Here is a 15,230-nt window from a genome sequence, read left to right as displayed (position 1 = left end):
CCTGGTTCCGACCGGCCAGCGACGTCGATGCCGTCGTCCCGAATTTCCACGGAGAGTGTCTGATGTCGAACCTGCGCAAGATCATCATCGACGGCATCGAACTCGAGGTCGATCCCTCGATGACCCTGATCCAGGCGTGCGAGCAGGCCGGGATCGAGATCCCGCGTTTCTGCTATCACGAACGGCTGTCGATTGCGGGCAACTGCCGCATGTGCCTTGTCGAGATCGTCGGCGGTCCGCCCAAGCCCGCGGCAAGCTGCGCCATGCAGGTTCGTGACCTGCGGCCCGGCCCGAACGGCGAACCGCCCGTCGTGCGCACGAATTCACCCATGGTGAAGAAGGCACGCGAAGGGGTGATGGAGTTCCTGCTGATCAACCACCCTCTGGATTGCCCGATCTGCGACCAGGGGGGCGAATGTGACCTGCAGGACCAGGCCATGGCCTATGGCGTGGACTTCTCGCGTTATCGCGAGCCGAAGCGCGCTTCGGAGGATCTGGATCTGGGTCCGCTGGTCAAGACGGCGATGACGCGCTGCATCAGTTGCACGCGTTGCGTTCGCTTCACCACCGAGGTCGCGGGCGTCTTCGACATGGGCCAGACCGGCCGCGGCGAGGATGCCGAGATCACGACCTATCTGGGCAAGCTGATCGATTCCAACCTGCAGGGCAACATCATCGATCTGTGCCCGGTCGGGGCGCTGACATCGAAACCCTATGCCTTCACCGCGCGCCCGTGGGAGCTGACCAAGACCGAGACGATCGACGTGATGGATGCGCTGTGCAGCAATATCCGCGTCGATACCAAGGGCCGCACGGTCATGCGCATCCTGCCGCGCAACCATGACGGCGTGAACGAAGAATGGATCTCGGACAAGACGCGCTTTGTCTGGGACGGCCTGCGTCGGCAGCGCCTCGACCGCCCCTATATCCGCGAGAACGGCAAGCTGCGGCCGGCCAGCTGGGACGAGGCCCTGACCGCCGCCGCCCGCGCGATCAAGGGCGCGAAGAAGCTTGCCGGCCTGGTCGGCGATCTGGCTCCGGTCGAGGCGGCCTTTGCCCTGAAGGAACTGGTCGAACGTCAGGGCGGCCAGGTTGAATGCCGCACCGACGGCGCGAAACTTCCCGCGGGCAACCGCTCGGCCTATGTCGGAACGGCCCGGATCGAGGATATCGACACGGCGCGCATGATCCTGCTGGTCGGCACGAATCCGCGTGACGAGGCGCCGGTCCTGAACGCGCGGATCCGCAAGGCCTGGGCGGCCGGCGGCTCGGTTGCGCTGATCGGCCAGCCGGCGGACCTGACATATGACTATACCCATCTTGGAACCGGTCGCGACGCGCTGGTTCAGTTCGCGCGTGCGGACCATTCCGACAAGCGCGATGTCCCGGCGATCGTCATCGTGGGGCAGGGGGCGCTGCGCGAAGCCGATGGCGAGGCCGTCCTGTCCCAGGCCATGAAAGCCGCCGAGGCGATGGGCGCCAAGCTTCTGGTTCTCCATACCGCGGCCGGTCGTGTCGGCGCGATGGATGTCGGCGCCGTGACCGAGGGCGGCATGGCTGCGGCGACCGAGGATGCGGATGTCATCTACAACCTTGGCGCGGACGAGATCGACATCGCGCGCAACGAGGATGGCGGTCCGTTCGTGATCTATCAGGGCAGCCATGGCGATCGCGGTGCGCATCGGGCAGACATCATCCTGCCGGCGGCCGCCTGGACCGAAGAGAACGGCCTGTTCGTGAATACCGAAGGGCGGCCCCAACTTGCGTTCCGCGCCGGCTTCCCGCCCGGCGAGGCCAAGGAGAACTGGGCGATCCTGCGTGCGCTTTCGGGCCAGATGGATGCGACACAACCGTGGGATTCGCTGATCGAGCTGCGCCGTGCGCTGTTTGCCGCTCATCCGCATTTGGCCAATATCGACGAGGTGCCGGAAAACGACTGGCAGCCGCTGCCCTTGGCGGCGCCCGCAAGTGCCGATTTCGTCAATTCGATCAAGGACTTCTATCTGACCAATCCGGTCGCGCGCGCCTCTCAGCTGATGGCCGAACTGTCTGCTCTGGCACGGTCTCGGGCGGCGCGGCCGATGGCGGCGGAATGATGGCGGGTGCAATGACAATGGCCCGGCACAAGTGGGCACTTGGGTCTGGCATTCGGACGCGCGATGCGCTTTACAGCGCGCGAACGGTCAGACGGAAATTGGCGGGTCAAATCACGATCGTCCGGCTACGGACGTAAACGGGGACAGACATGGCAGACTTTCTGGCAACACCTTTGGGAACCTTCCTGCTGATCGTGGTGCAGGGCCTGGGCATCATCGCCTTTGTGATGCTGTCGCTGCTGTTCCTGGTCTATGGCGACCGTAAGATCTGGGCCGCTGTCCAGATGCGCAAGGGTCCGAACGTGGTTGGCCCCTTTGGCCTGCTGCAATCGGTGGCCGACGCATTGAAATATGTCGTCAAGGAAATCGTGGTACCCGCGGGGGCGGACAAGTTCGTCTTCTTCCTGGCGCCACTGATGTCCTTCGTCCTGGCCATGCTGGCCTGGGCCGTGATCCCGTTCGATGAAGGCTGGGTCCTGTCCGACATCAACGTCGCGATCCTGTTCGTCTTTGCGGTGTCGTCGCTGGAAGTCTACGGCGTCATCATGGGTGGATGGGCATCGAATTCGAAATATCCGTTCCTTGGCTCGCTGCGCTCGGCGGCGCAGATGGTGTCCTACGAAGTCTCTCTGGGCCTGATCATCATCGGGGTGATCATTTCGACCGGTTCGATGAACCTGACGGATATCGTGCACGCACAAGAGGGATCGCTGGGCCTGTTCAACTGGTACTGGCTGCCGCATCTGCCGATGGTGGCACTGTTCTTCATCTCGGCCCTGGCCGAGACGAACCGCCCGCCCTTTGACCTGCCCGAGGCGGAATCGGAACTCGTGGCGGGCTATCAGGTCGAATATTCATCGACGCCATTCCTGCTGTTCATGGCCGGCGAATATATCGCGATCTTCCTGATGTGCGCGCTGATGAGCATCCTGTTCTTCGGCGGGTGGCTGTCGCCCATTCCGTTCCTGCCGGATGGCTGGTGGTGGATGGTCGCCAAGATGTGGGTGTTCTTCTTCATGTTCGCCATGGTCAAGGCGATCGTGCCGCGCTACCGCTATGACCAGCTGATGCGCATCGGCTGGAAAGTGTTCCTGCCGCTGTCGATCGGCTGGGTGGTCATCGTGTCGTTCCTGGCGAAATTCGAGGTGCTTGGCGGATTCTGGGCCCGCTGGGCGATTGGGGGCTGAGATGGCGAACATCGATTATGGCCGCGCGATCAAGTATTTCCTGCTGTGGGACTTCATCAAGGGGTTCCGGCTGGGCCTGAAATACTTCTTTGCGCCGAAGGCAACGATCAACTATCCGCATGAAAAGGGGCCGCTTTCGCCACGTTTTCGGGGCGAACATGCGCTGCGCAGGTACCCCAGCGGCGAAGAACGCTGCATCGCCTGCAAGCTGTGCGAGGCAATCTGCCCCGCGCAGGCGATCACCATCGACGCCGAGCCGCGCGAGGACGGCAGCCGCCGCACCACGCGCTATGACATCGACATGACGAAGTGCATCTATTGCGGATTCTGCCAGGAAGCCTGCCCGGTGGACGCCATCGTCGAGGGGCCGAACTTCGAATTCGCCACCGAAACGCGCGAAGAGCTGTTCTACGACAAGCAGAAGCTGCTGGAGAACGGCGAGCGCTGGGAAGCCGAGATCGCCCGCAACATCGAACTGGACGCGCCCTACAGATGACAGACGCCTTCCAGAAACTGTTTGCGCAGATGCTCGAGCAGGGGCAGGAAATGGCGCGTGCGTTCAATCCGGCGCTTGAGCACTTCCAGGGCGTCGAGATCGACAAGCTCGTGCCCACGATCCCGGCCGAGATGCTGGAGATCTGGTTTGGCAAGACGTTGAACCGCGAAGGTCTGGATGCGCGCACGCGGTTTCTGGTGACGATCGCGGCTCTGACGGTGCTGGGGGCCCAGGCGGAACCCCAGTTGCGGCTGGCGGTGCGCCACGCGATCGAAGCCGGGGCCACCCGGCGCGAGATCGCCGAGGTGATCCTGCAGATGAGCATGTTCGGCGGGATACCCGCCATGACCCGCGCGCTGGAAATTGCGCAGAAGGTCTTTGACGAGATGGGAGATGACGCATGAGCGTGACGGTCTTCGCCTTCTACCTCTTCGCCATTTCGGCGGTGGCGGCGGGTCTGATGGTGGTTCTCAGCCGCAACCCGGTTCATTCGGTGCTTTGGCTGATCCTGGCGTTCCTGTCGGCCGCGGGACTGTTTGTCCTGCTCGGGGCCGAGTTCGTCGCGATGCTGCTGGTCATCGTCTATGTCGGGGCTGTCGCGGTGCTGTTCCTGTTCGTGGTGATGATGCTGGACATCGACTTTGCCGAGCTGAAGGGTGAAATGGCGCGCTACATGCCTTTGGGACTTCTGATCGGTGTCGTGATCCTGATGCAGCTGGGCATTGCCTTTGGCGCGTGGCAATCGGCCGAAACCGCGATGGACATGCGCGCGGCACCCGTGCCGGAGGGCGTGCAGAACACCGCTGCGCTGGGGCTGCTGATTTATGACCGTTATATCCTGCTGTTCCAGCTGGCCGGTCTGGTTCTGCTGGTTGCGATGATCGGCGCGATCGTCCTGACGCTGCGCCACCGCAAGGACGTGAAGCGCCAGAACGTGCTGGCGCAGATGTGGCGCGATCCGGCCAAGACGCTGGAGCTCAAGGACGTGAAGCCGGGGCAGGGGCTGTAAACCTGCCACGGGCGGCCTGCGGGATGCATTCGCGGGCCAGATGAGAATGACGTTGCGGGGCAAACAAACCGCCTCGGAGGGACGGGAATGATCGGACTGACACATTATCTGGGCGTCGCCGCCGCTTTGTTCGTGATCGGCATCTTCGGCATTTTCCTTAACCGGAAGAATGTCATCGTGATCCTGATGTCGATCGAGCTTCTTCTTCTGTCGGTGAATATCAACCTGGTCGCGTTCTCGGCCCATCTGGGAGATCTGGTGGGGCAGGTCTTCACCATGTTCGTGCTGACGGTCGCGGCGGCCGAGGCCGCGATCGGTCTGGCCATCCTGGTGTGTTTCTTCCGCAACCGCGGCACCATCGACGTCGAAGACGTCAACGTGATGAAGGGGTAAGGCGCCATGGAAACGATCATCCTCTTTGCGCCGCTGGTCGGGGCGATCATCGCAGGCTTTGGCTGGCGCGTGATCGGCGAGACGGGCGCCCAGGTCGTAACGACCGGTCTTCTGTTCCTGTCCTGCCTGCTTTCCTGGATCGTGTTCCTTGGCTTCGATGGCACGACCCAGCAGGTCCACATCCTGGATTTCATCCGCTCGGGCACGCTGGACACGGCCTGGGCGATCCGGCTGGACCGGCTGACGGCGATCATGCTGATCGTCGTCACCACGGTTTCGGCGCTGGTTCACCTGTATTCCTGGGGCTACATGGCCCATGACGAGAACTGGCGCGAAGGCGAAGTCTATCGGCCGCGTTTCTTTGCCTATCTGTCCTTCTTCACCTTCGCGATGCTGATGCTGGTGACGTCGGACAACCTGGTGCAGATGTTCTTTGGCTGGGAAGGCGTCGGCGTTGCCTCGTACCTTCTGATCGGGTTCTACTGGCGCAAGTCCAGCGCGAATGCGGCCGCGATGAAGGCATTCATCGTCAACCGGGTTGGCGACTTTGGCTTTGCCCTTGGGATCTTCGGCCTGTTTTACCTAGTCGACAGCATCAAGATGGACGATATCTTCGCTGCGGCTCCCGCCCTGGCCGAAACTCAGATGCGCTTCCTGTGGACCGACTGGAACGCGGCGAACCTGCTGGCCTTCCTTCTGTTCATCGGCGCGATGGGCAAGTCGGCCCAGCTGTTCCTGCACACGTGGTTGCCGGACGCCATGGAGGGCCCCACACCCGTTTCGGCGCTCATCCACGCCGCGACGATGGTCACCGCGGGCGTCTTCCTCGTCTGTCGGATGTCGCCGCTCTTCGAATACGCGCCCGAGGCCAAGAGCTTCGTGATGTATATTGGCGCGGCCACTGCCTTCTTTGCCGCGACCGTGGGTCTGGTGCAGAACGACATCAAGCGGGTGATTGCCTATTCGACCTGCTCGCAGCTTGGTTACATGTTCGTTGCCGCCGGCGCGGGTGTCTATGGCGCCGCGATGTTCCGCCTTTTCACGCATGCCTTCTTCAAGGCGATGCTGTTCCTTGGTGCCGGCTCGGTGATCCATGCCATGCATCACGAACAGGACATGCGGAATTACGGCGGCCTGCGCGCAAAGCTGCCGATTACCTTCTGGGCCATGATGATCGGGACGCTGGCCATCACCGGCGTGGGTATCCCGCTGACCCATTTCGGCTTTGCCGGCTTCCTGTCGAAGGATGCGATCATCGAAAGCGCCTTTGCGTCGGGCAACGGCTTTGCCTTCTGGGCGCTTGTCATCGCGGCGTTGTTCACCAGCTTCTATTCGTGGCGGCTGATGTTCATGACCTTCTATGGCAGCCCGCGTGGCGACCATCACGCGCATGACCATGCGCATGAGAGCCCGCCCGTCATGACCGTTCCGCTCGGCGTTCTGGCACTTGGCGCGATCTTTGCCGGGATGCTGTGGTACAAGCCGTTCTTTGGCGACCACGAACGGATGACCGAGTTCTTTGCCATGCCGCACCACGCTGCCGCTGAGGCCGAGGTCGCCCCAGGGGAGCCCGCAGCGATGGCCGAGGCGGGCCACGGTAGTGAAGCGGTCCAAGGCGAAGAAACCACGGCGCATATGGCCGGTGCCGCGCATCCCGCGATTGGGGCGATCTACATGTCCGAGGCTTCGAACGAAGTTTTGGATCGTGCGCACCATTCGCCGGTCTGGGTCAAGCTGTCGCCCTTCATCGCCATGCTGATCGGCCTTGGGCTTGCCTGGACCTTCTACATCAAGGATCCGTCCATTCCGGGTCGTCTGGCTGCTCAGCAGCCGATCCTGTACCGCTTCCTGCTGAACAAGTGGTATTTCGACGAGATCTATGACGCGATCTTCGTTCGCCCGGCGCTGGCGCTTGGCCGCCTGTTGTGGAAGAAGGGCGACGGTGCGGTCATCGACGGCACGATCAACGGTGTGGCGATGGGTCTTGTGCCGACGCTGACGCGTTGGGCCAGCCGGGCCCAGTCGGGCTACATCTTCACCTACGCCTTCGCGATGGTCATCGGCATCGCGATCCTTCTGACCTGGATGACGCTCTCGGGGGGCGCTCACTAATGGAAAACCTGCTTTCCATCATCACCTTCCTGCCCATCGTGGCAGCGGCGATCCTGGCGCTGTTCCTGCGGGGCGACGATGCCGCGGCACAGGCGAATGCCAAGTGGCTGGCCCTGATCGCGACGACAGCGACATTCCTGATCTCGTTGTTCGTCCTGGCGGGCTTTGATCCCGCAGATACCGGATTCCAGTTCGTCGAGGAGCACGACTGGATCATGGGCCTGAAATACAAGGTCGGCGTCGATGGCATTTCGGTGCTGTTCGTGCTGCTGACGACCTTCCTGATGCCGATCACGATCCTGTCGGCATGGAACGTCACGGTTCGGGTCAAGGAGTACATGATCGCCTTCCTTGTGCTGGAAGGGCTGATGATCGGCGTCTTCGTCGCCCTGGACCTGGTGCTGTTCTACCTGTTCTTCGAGGCGGGGCTGATCCCGATGTTCCTGATCATCGGGATCTGGGGCGGCAAGGACCGCATCTACGCGGCCTTCAAGTTCTTCCTGTACACCTTCCTTGGTTCGGTTCTGATGCTGGTGGCGATGATCGCCATGTATGTCGATGCCGGCACGACCGACATCCCGACACTGCTGACGCATCAGTTTTCGTCCGAGACGATCGAGGTGCTTGGCCTGCGGGTCGTTGGCGGCGTGCAGCTGCTGTTGTGGCTGGCCTTCTTTGCCAGCTTCGCGGTCAAGATGCCGATGTGGCCGGTCCATACCTGGTTGCCGGATGCGCACGTTCAGGCTCCGACGGCCGGTTCGGTCGTCCTGGCCGCGATCCTTCTGAAGATGGGGGGCTATGGCTTCCTGCGCTTCAGCCTTCCGATGTTCCCGGTGGCCTCGGATCTGATGTCCGGTGTCGTGTTCTGGCTGTCGGCGATCGCGATCGTCTATACATCGCTGGTCGCACTGGCGCAGGAGGACATGAAGAAGCTGATTGCCTATTCGTCCGTGGCCCATATGGGGTACGTGACGATGGGGATCTTCGCCGCGAACCAGCAGGGTGTCGATGGCGCGATCTTCCAGATGCTGTCGCACGGCTTCATCTCGGGCGCGTTGTTCCTGTGTGTCGGCGTCATCTATGACCGCATGCATACCCGTGACATCGATGCCTATGGTGGGCTTGTGAACCGGATGCCGCGCTATGCCCTGGTCTTCATGTTCTTCACGATGGCCAATGTCGGCCTGCCGGGGACCAGCGGTTTCGTGGGCGAGTTCCTGACGCTGATGGGCATCTTTCAGGTCAACACCTGGGTGGCCTTCGTATCCGCCACGGGCGTTATCCTGTCGGCCGCCTATGCGCTGTGGCTGTATCGCCGGGTGGTCTTTGGTGACCTGATCAAGGAAAGCCTGAAGGCCATTACCGACATGACCGCGCGGGAAAAGGCGACATTTGCGCCACTGGTCGCGATGACCCTGATCCTTGGCATCTATCCCAGCCTGGTGACCGACATCATCGGTCCGTCGGTCGAGGCCCTGATCTCCAACTACCACGCTGCCATTCCGGCCGAAGCCGGGGTGCAGCTGGCCAGCCACTGAGGACGACACGCGATGATCTCTGCCGATTTCTCCGCAATCCTGCCCGAGGTGGTTCTGGTCCTGTATGCCATGGCCGCCCTTCTTGGTGCGGTCTATACGGGCAAGGACGAGCTGGCCTCGATGTTGACCTGGACGACCGCAGCCGTCTTCATCGGCCTTGCAGCATGGATCGGTCTGTCACAGCCCGGTGACAGCGTGGCCTTTGGCGGCATGTTCCGCGACGACGCGTTTGCGCGGTTCGGAAAGGTCACGGTCCTGTTGTCGGCGGCGGCCGTTCTGGCAATGAGCCAAGACTACATGACACGGCGCGGACTTGCCCGGTTCGAATATCCGCTGATCATCGCATTCGCGGTGACCGGCATGATGGTGATGCTGTCGGCGGGCGATCTGATGGCCCTGTATATGGGGCTGGAGCTTCAGTCGCTGGCGCTTTATGTCGTTGCCGCCTTCCGGCGTGACAACGTGCGTTCGACCGAAGCCGGGCTGAAATATTTCGTGCTGGGGGCGCTGTCTTCGGGTCTGCTGCTTTACGGCGCGTCGCTGACCTATGGCTTTACCGGCACGACCCTGTTCGACGGTATCATCGCGACGATCCAGAATGGTCACGTATCGCTGGGTCTGCTTTTTGGCCTTGTCCTGATGATCACGGGTCTTGCCTTCAAGGTCTCGGCGGTGCCGTTCCACATGTGGACGCCCGATGTCTATGAAGGTTCGCCCACGCCTGTGACCGCGTTCTTTGCGACTGCGCCGAAGGTTGCCGCCATGGGGCTGTTCGCGCGTCTCGTCCATGACGCCTTTGGCGCCGCGGTCGCTGACTGGAGCCAGGTCATCGCCGTTATGGCAGTGCTGTCGATGTTTCTTGGCGCCATCGCCGCGATCGGCCAGCGTAACATCAAGCGCCTGATGGCCTATTCCTCGATCGCGCATATGGGTTTTGCCCTGATCGGGCTTGCCGCGGGCACCCAGACGGGCGTTCAGGCGATGCTGATCTACATGGCCATCTACGTGACCATGAATATCGGAACATTCGCCTTCATCCTGTCGATGGAGCGTGACGGAACGCCCGTGACCGACATTCAGGCGCTGAACCTGTATGCGCGTCGGGAACCGGGCAAGGCGCTGGCCATGTTGGTCTTGTTGTTCAGTCTTGCTGGCGTTCCGCCGATGCTTGGATTCTTTGCCAAGTACGGTGTTCTTGTGGCGGCCGTGGATGCGGGTCTGTCGCTGGTTGCGGTCCTCGGCGTGATCGCATCGGTGATCGGCGCCTACTACTATCTGCGGATCGTCTATTACATGTATTTCGGGACCGAAACCGACGCTCTGGATACACGCATGACGCCGGTTCAATGGGGCCTGCTGATGGCGTCTGCGGCGGTCATGGTGCTGGGCGTGGCCGGAATGTTCGGCGTCGAAGGGGCGGCTGCAGCCGCAGCCGAAGCCCTTGTCCGGTGATCCGGTCGCCAGTTCGGCCTGGCCCGCCGGGGTGGATCGGGTCGTTCTGGAAGAAGTCGACAGCACGAATGCCGAAGCCGCGCGCCGCGCGGCTTCGGTGCTGCAGCCGACCTGGATCATGGCGCGTCGCCAGACAGCCGGCCGCGGCCGACGCGGGCGTGCCTGGATCAGTCCGGCAGGAAATTTCGCCGCGACCCTGATCATGAGACCCGAATGTGGGCCCGACGAGGCGGCGCTACGCAGTTTCGTTGCCGCCCTGTCGGTGGCGGACGCGCTGGAGCAGCTGACCGAGGCAGGTTCCGCCATCAGCCTCAAATGGCCCAACGACGTATTGTTGAACGGGGGCAAGGTTGCGGGCATCCTTCTGGAAAGCGCGGGGCAGGGCGGCACGGTTGGTCATCTGATGATCGGGATCGGCGTCAACCTGATCGCGGCGCCGCCGCCCGAGGCGGTCGAACCCGGTGCCATGGCGCCGGTTTCCGTCCTGAAGGAAACGGGCATCCGCATCACGCCAGAGTCCTTCCTTGCGGCGCTGGCCCGCAGCTTTGATCGGCATGATCGGCAGCTTCGCGAATACGGGTTTGGCCCCATCCGAACGGCCTGGCTTGCGCGCGCGGCCCGCCTGGGACAGCCAGTCACCGCGCGCCTGCCGAACGAGACCGTGTCGGGCACGTTCGAAACGATCTCGGATAGCGGCGCCCTGGTGCTTGCCACGGCGCAGGGCAGGCGGCACATTCCCGCGGCCGATATCTACTTCTGAAAGGGACCGTTCATGTTGTTGTGCGTCGATTGCGGCAATACGAATACCGTCTTCTCGGTCTGGGACGGCGAGAAATTCCGCTGCACCCTGCGCACATCGACCGAACACCAACGGACGGCGGATCAGTATTTCGTCTGGTTTTCGACCCTGATGCAGCATCACGGCGTGCCGGTCGACATCACCGATTGCGTGATTTCCTCGACCGTACCGCGCGTCGTGTTCAATCTGCGCGTCCTGTGCGATCGGTATTTCAATTGCCGCCCGCTGGTCGTGGGCAAGCCCGATTGTGCCTTGCCGGTTGCGCCCCGTGTCGACGAGGGCACGACCGTCGGGCCCGACCGCCTGGTGAATGCGCTTGCGGGGTTTGACCGGCACGGAGGCGACATCATCATCGTCGATTTCGGGACCGCGACGACCTTCGATGTCGTCGATACCGATGGCGCCTATATCGGTGGCGTGATTTCGCCCGGTGTGAATACATCGCTAGAGGCGCTGCACGCCGCGGCGGCTGCGCTGCCGCATGTCGATGTGACGCGCCCCAACAGCGTCATCGGTACCAACACGGTGGCCTGCATGCAGGCCGGAATCTACTGGGGCTATGTCGGTCTGGTCGAAGGCATCGTTCGGCAGATCCGGCAGGAACGCGGCCGTCCGATGAAGGTCATCGCGACCGGTGGGCTTGCGCCGCTGTTCGGCCAGGGAACGGATATATTCGACAGTGTCGAGGATGACCTGACCATGCATGGTCTGGTCCTGATCCACGCGTACAACAGGAAAGAAAAATGAGCGCGAAGAACCGCTTGATCTACATACCGCTGGGCGGTGCCGGAGAAATCGGCATGAACGCCTATGTCTATGGCTATGGTCCGGCCGACAAGGAAAGACTGATCGTGGTCGATCTGGGCGTCACTTTCCCGGACATGGACACGACGCCGGGCGTGAACCTGATCATGCCCGATGTCGACTGGCTGGCCGACAATGCCGACCGGATCGAGGCGATCTTCATCACCCATGCGCATGAAGACCATGTGGGGGCAATCGGGCTGTTGTGGTCCAAGCTGCGCGCGCCGGTCTATGCCCGGCAGTTCACGGCGGCCATTGCCAGGATGAAGATGGAGGATTACAGCCAGCCAACCGATGCGATCCATGTCGTCGGACCGCGCCCCGACGTGGTTGATGCCGGTCCTTTCAAGGTGCAATTCGTTCCCGTCAGTCATTCGATCCCCGAAAGTTCGGCGTTGGTCATCGATACGCCTGCCGGCCGTATCGTGCATACGGGCGACTTCAAGCTGGACGAGACGCCGGTGGTCGGCGAACCCTTTGACCGGGAATTGTGGCGCCAGATCGGGCAAGAATCCCGGGGCGTCAAGGCGCTGGCCTGTGACTCCACCAACGTGTTCTCGCTGCATCCCGGCCGGTCCGAGGCCACGCTTGCCCAGCCGCTGAAGGAGCTCATCGCCTCGCAAAAGGGAATGGTGGTTGCGACGACCTTTGCCTCGAACGTTGCGCGCCTGAAGACCCTGGCCGAGGCGGGGCGGGCGGCAGGTCGATCGGTCTGCCTGCTTGGCCGCGCCATGCGGCGGATGCTGACAGCCGCGGTTGAAACCGGTATCGTGACGGATTTCCCCCAGCTGATCACGCCCGAGGAGGCCGTTGATACGCCGCGCCAGGATCTGATGTTGATCGTCACGGGCAGCCAGGGCGAGGGACGCGCGGCCTCGGCCGCCCTGTCGCGTGGGAAATACATGGGGCTCGAAATGCGCGAGGGTGACCTGTTCCTGTTCTCGTCCAAGACCATCCCGGGCAATGAACGGGCAGTCATTCGCGTGATGAATGCATTTTCCGAACTGGGCGTGGACGTCATGGATGATCGCGACGGCCTCTACCACGTGTCGGGCCATGCAAACCGGCCGGATCTGGAGGTCATTCACGACCTTTTGCAGCCGAAGATCATCCTGCCCATGCACGGCGAACACCGCCATTTGCGTGAACATTGCCGCATCGCGCAGGAAAAGGGCATTCCGGCCGCCCTGGCCGTGAATGGCAAGATCGTGGACCTGACGGGCGACGAACCGAAATTCGCCGGCGAAGTCGAAGCCGGCCGGACCTATCTGGATGGTTATGGATTGATCGGCGCGTTTGACGGCGTCGTGCGTGACCGAATCCGCATGGCCATGAACGGCCATGTGCTTGCGACGCTGATCCTTGACGAGGACGATCAGCCGATCGGCGATGTCTGGGTGGAAATCATGGGTCTGCCCGAACGCACGCGCAAAGGCGCGCTCCTGGCCGAGGAGATCGAGGCGGACCTGAACCGGTTCTTCGATACGGCCGATGAAAAGACATTACGCGAGGACGACAAGATCGAGGAAGTCGTCAAGCGGATCGTTCGCCGCACCGCGATGGAAGAAATCGGCAAGAAGCCCGAGGTGACGGTGGTGACAAGCCGCCTTTCGGCGGAGGATTGACGTCCAGCCATACCAAGAAAGAAAAACGGAAAGGGCGCCGATCCGGCGCCCCTTTTTCATCCATCTGCCCGGCGTGGGCCAGGTTTGACGTTACGACTTGGACGGCCTGAACTCGCGCATCAGGAATTCGGGCACATGGTCGCCCATGCCGACGACGGGCGTACGGTCACCGCGGTTCTTTCCATTGCGCTGGTCGGACGACTTGTTGTCCTTGCGGGTGCGGCCGCGATCAGACTTGCGTTCGGGCGCGCGGTTCGCCTGGACCGCCTCTGCCGGCTTAGCCGGGCTTTCGGCGGCGGGCTTTGCCGCGTCGGAGCCTGGTGTGCTGTCGCGTTCGGCCACGGCCGCCGGCGGCTGCTCGATCGGCGTCGTGGGCGCTTCGTGCCCATGCGATTTGATCGGCCGATCCCGCTCGGCAGAGCGGCGCGGGCTGCGCTTTCGCTTTTCTTCGCCTTTCTCCGGCGCACGTTCAGATGCGGCCGAGGGGGCAAAGCCTTCGGGCAGCGGTGCCCGCGGGATGGGCGATTTCACCAGGCTTTCGATCGCATCGACATATTTCTTGTCGGCCGGCGTTGCGATGGTGATCGCAACGCCCTTGCGGCCCGCACGGCCCGTCCGGCCGATGCGGTGGACGTAATCCTCGGCATGGCTGGGGGCGTCGAAGTTGAACACGTGGCTGACCGCGGGGATGTCAAGGCCGCGCGCGGCCACGTCAGAGGCCACCAGGAACTGAAGCGTTCCGTCGCGGAAGCCGTCCAGCGTCTGCATGCGCTGGCGTTGGTCCAGGTCGCCATGAATGGGGGCTGCGTTGAAGCCGTGCTTCTTCAGGGACTTGGCGACGATATCGACCTCGGTCTTGCGGTTGCAGAAGATGATTGCGTTGCTCAGCGCGTCACCCTCGGCCTTGATCAGCGCGCGAAGCAGCTCTCGTTTCTGCTTGGCGGTCTGATCCTTTCGGGTCGGGGTGAGTTCGACGAGGCGCTGCTCGATCGTTTCCGAAGTCGTCGCCTGACGGGCAACCTCGACCCGGACGGGGGCCTGCAGGAAGGTGTTGGTGATCCGTTCGATTTCAGGCGCCATCGTGGCGCTGAAGAACAGGGTCTGACGGGTGAATGGGGTCAGCTGGAAGATACGTTCGATATCGGGGATGAAGCCCATGTCCAGCATGCGGTCGGCTTCGTCCACGACCATGATCTGAACGCCGGTCAGCAAGAGCTTGCCGCGTTCGAAATGGTCCAGAAGACGCCCGGGCGTGGCAATCAGGACATCGACGCCTCGGTCGATCAGGCGTTCCTGTTCGCCAAAACTGACACCGCCGATCAGCAGTGCCTTCGTCAGGCGCGTGTATTTTGCATAGATGTCGAAGTTCTCGGCCACCTGCGCGGCCAGTTCGCGCGTCGGTGCCAGGACTAGGCTGCGCGGCATCCGCGCCCGTGCCCGACCCTTGGACAAGAGCGTGATCATCGGCAGCGTGAAGCTTGCCGTCTTGCCCGTTCCCGTCTGGGCGATGCCCAGCACATCGCGACCCTCCAGCGCGGGGGGGATGGCTTGTTCCTGGATTGGCGTGGGGGTTTCGTAGCCGGCTTCTTCGATGGCTTTCAGGACCGCTGGGTCCAGCTTCAGGTCAGTAAATTTTGTCATGAGCGTCCAGTTTGCGCGGTTTCAGACCGCAGGTAAGGGACGCAGTTTCCGGGCGCCCCGGCGGATGTCCACCGGATG

At 62.5% G+C, this 15,230-nt stretch carries 13 protein-coding genes; 12 read left to right on the top strand and 1 reads right to left on the bottom strand.

Annotation, left to right across the window (positions count from 1 at the left end):
- Nucleotides 1-62: 62 nt before the first annotated feature.
- The 12 genes from nuoG (at nt 63) to LV82_RS05060 (ending at nt 13,511) form a co-directional block, all read left to right on the top strand.
- Nucleotides 63-2,096, top strand: coding sequence for an NADH-quinone oxidoreductase subunit NuoG (gene nuoG / locus LV82_RS05115; protein WP_104069634.1), 2,034 nt, complete (start codon nt 63-65; stop codon nt 2,094-2,096).
- A gap of 149 nt (nt 2,097-2,245) precedes the next feature.
- Entirely contained in the window at nt 2,246-3,283 is a 1,038-nt protein-coding gene (gene nuoH / locus LV82_RS05110; protein ID WP_104069633.1) for an NADH-quinone oxidoreductase subunit NuoH, read from the top strand.
- Between the two features lies 1 nt (nt 3,284).
- Nucleotides 3,285-3,779, top strand: coding sequence for an NADH-quinone oxidoreductase subunit NuoI (nuoI, locus tag LV82_RS05105; RefSeq protein ID WP_104069631.1), 495 nt, complete (start codon nt 3,285-3,287; stop codon nt 3,777-3,779).
- A complete protein-coding gene (locus tag LV82_RS05100) occupies nt 3,776-4,183 on the top strand; it encodes a carboxymuconolactone decarboxylase family protein (RefSeq protein ID WP_104069630.1) in 408 nt (135 codons plus the stop codon). The genes nuoI and LV82_RS05100 overlap by 4 nt, the downstream gene beginning before the upstream one ends.
- Nucleotides 4,180-4,788: an NADH-quinone oxidoreductase subunit J gene (locus LV82_RS05095; RefSeq protein WP_104069628.1), complete on the top strand. Its 609-nt coding sequence runs from the start codon at nt 4,180-4,182 to the stop codon at nt 4,786-4,788. Before LV82_RS05100 ends, LV82_RS05095 begins: the two co-directional genes overlap by 4 nt.
- Nucleotides 4,789-4,875: 87 nt before the next feature.
- On the top strand, nt 4,876-5,181 hold the full coding sequence (gene nuoK / locus LV82_RS05090) for an NADH-quinone oxidoreductase subunit NuoK (RefSeq protein ID WP_104069627.1): 306 nt from the start codon (nt 4,876-4,878) through the stop codon (nt 5,179-5,181).
- A 6-nt stretch (nt 5,182-5,187) separates the two neighbouring features.
- Nucleotides 5,188-7,293, top strand: a complete 2,106-nt coding sequence (nuoL, locus tag LV82_RS05085; RefSeq protein WP_104069626.1) for an NADH-quinone oxidoreductase subunit L — start codon at nt 5,188-5,190, stop codon at nt 7,291-7,293.
- A complete protein-coding gene (locus LV82_RS05080; protein WP_104069624.1) occupies nt 7,293-8,831 on the top strand; it encodes an NADH-quinone oxidoreductase subunit M in 1,539 nt (512 codons plus the stop codon). The genes nuoL and LV82_RS05080 overlap by 1 nt, the downstream gene beginning before the upstream one ends.
- Before the next feature lie 12 nt (nt 8,832-8,843).
- On the top strand, nt 8,844-10,283 hold the full coding sequence (gene nuoN, locus LV82_RS05075; protein WP_104069623.1) for an NADH-quinone oxidoreductase subunit NuoN: 1,440 nt from the start codon (nt 8,844-8,846) through the stop codon (nt 10,281-10,283).
- Nucleotides 10,273-11,043 (top strand): biotin--[acetyl-CoA-carboxylase] ligase, encoded by a 771-nt coding sequence (locus LV82_RS05070; protein WP_104069622.1) that lies wholly within the window; start codon nt 10,273-10,275, stop codon nt 11,041-11,043. Before nuoN ends, LV82_RS05070 begins: the two co-directional genes overlap by 11 nt.
- Before the next feature lie 12 nt (nt 11,044-11,055).
- Nucleotides 11,056-11,829 carry a type III pantothenate kinase gene (locus LV82_RS05065; RefSeq protein WP_104069620.1) on the top strand — a complete coding sequence of 258 codons (774 nt, stop codon included), beginning with the start codon at nt 11,056-11,058 and terminating at the stop codon, nt 11,827-11,829.
- Nucleotides 11,826-13,511 carry a ribonuclease J gene (locus LV82_RS05060; protein WP_104069619.1) on the top strand — a complete coding sequence of 562 codons (1,686 nt, stop codon included), beginning with the start codon at nt 11,826-11,828 and terminating at the stop codon, nt 13,509-13,511. Before LV82_RS05065 ends, LV82_RS05060 begins: the two co-directional genes overlap by 4 nt.
- 90 nt (nt 13,512-13,601) lie before the next feature.
- Here the strand turns inward: LV82_RS05060 and LV82_RS05055 are convergent, their stop codons facing one another.
- Nucleotides 13,602-15,152, bottom strand: coding sequence for a DEAD/DEAH box helicase (locus LV82_RS05055; RefSeq protein WP_104069617.1), 1,551 nt, complete (start codon nt 15,150-15,152; stop codon nt 13,602-13,604).
- Nucleotides 15,153-15,230: the final 78 nt, after the last annotated feature.

It is taken from the genome of Albidovulum inexpectatum (assembly GCF_002927635.1).
Classification (GTDB): domain Bacteria; phylum Pseudomonadota; class Alphaproteobacteria; order Rhodobacterales; family Rhodobacteraceae; genus Albidovulum; species Albidovulum inexpectatum.
The sequence above is the reverse complement of the archived record's forward strand: the minus strand, read 5'-3'. Positions and strand labels throughout refer to the sequence as shown.

What these genes read in the sequence shown, in the direction of transcription:
- LV82_RS05100 (WP_104069630.1), top strand. Translation starts at nt 3,776, where the DNA reads ATGACAGACGCCTTCCAGAAACTGTTTGCGCAGATGCTCGAGCAGGGG.
- LV82_RS05065 (WP_104069620.1), top strand. Translation starts at nt 11,056, where the DNA reads ATGTTGTTGTGCGTCGATTGCGGCAATACGAATACCGTCTTCTCGGTC.
- nuoH (WP_104069633.1), top strand. Translation starts at nt 2,246, where the DNA reads ATGGCAGACTTTCTGGCAACACCTTTGGGAACCTTCCTGCTGATCGTG.
- LV82_RS05055 (WP_104069617.1), bottom strand. Translation starts at nt 15,152, where the DNA reads ATGACAAAATTTACTGACCTGAAGCTGGACCCAGCGGTCCTGAAAGCC.
- nuoK (WP_104069627.1), top strand. Translation starts at nt 4,876, where the DNA reads ATGATCGGACTGACACATTATCTGGGCGTCGCCGCCGCTTTGTTCGTG.
- nuoN (WP_104069623.1), top strand. Translation starts at nt 8,844, where the DNA reads ATGATCTCTGCCGATTTCTCCGCAATCCTGCCCGAGGTGGTTCTGGTC.
- nuoI (WP_104069631.1), top strand. Translation starts at nt 3,285, where the DNA reads ATGGCGAACATCGATTATGGCCGCGCGATCAAGTATTTCCTGCTGTGG.
- LV82_RS05080 (WP_104069624.1), top strand. Translation starts at nt 7,293, where the DNA reads ATGGAAAACCTGCTTTCCATCATCACCTTCCTGCCCATCGTGGCAGCG.
- LV82_RS05095 (WP_104069628.1), top strand. Translation starts at nt 4,180, where the DNA reads ATGAGCGTGACGGTCTTCGCCTTCTACCTCTTCGCCATTTCGGCGGTG.
- nuoG (WP_104069634.1), top strand. Translation starts at nt 63, where the DNA reads ATGTCGAACCTGCGCAAGATCATCATCGACGGCATCGAACTCGAGGTC.
- LV82_RS05060 (WP_104069619.1), top strand. Translation starts at nt 11,826, where the DNA reads ATGAGCGCGAAGAACCGCTTGATCTACATACCGCTGGGCGGTGCCGGA.
- nuoL (WP_104069626.1), top strand. Translation starts at nt 5,188, where the DNA reads ATGGAAACGATCATCCTCTTTGCGCCGCTGGTCGGGGCGATCATCGCA.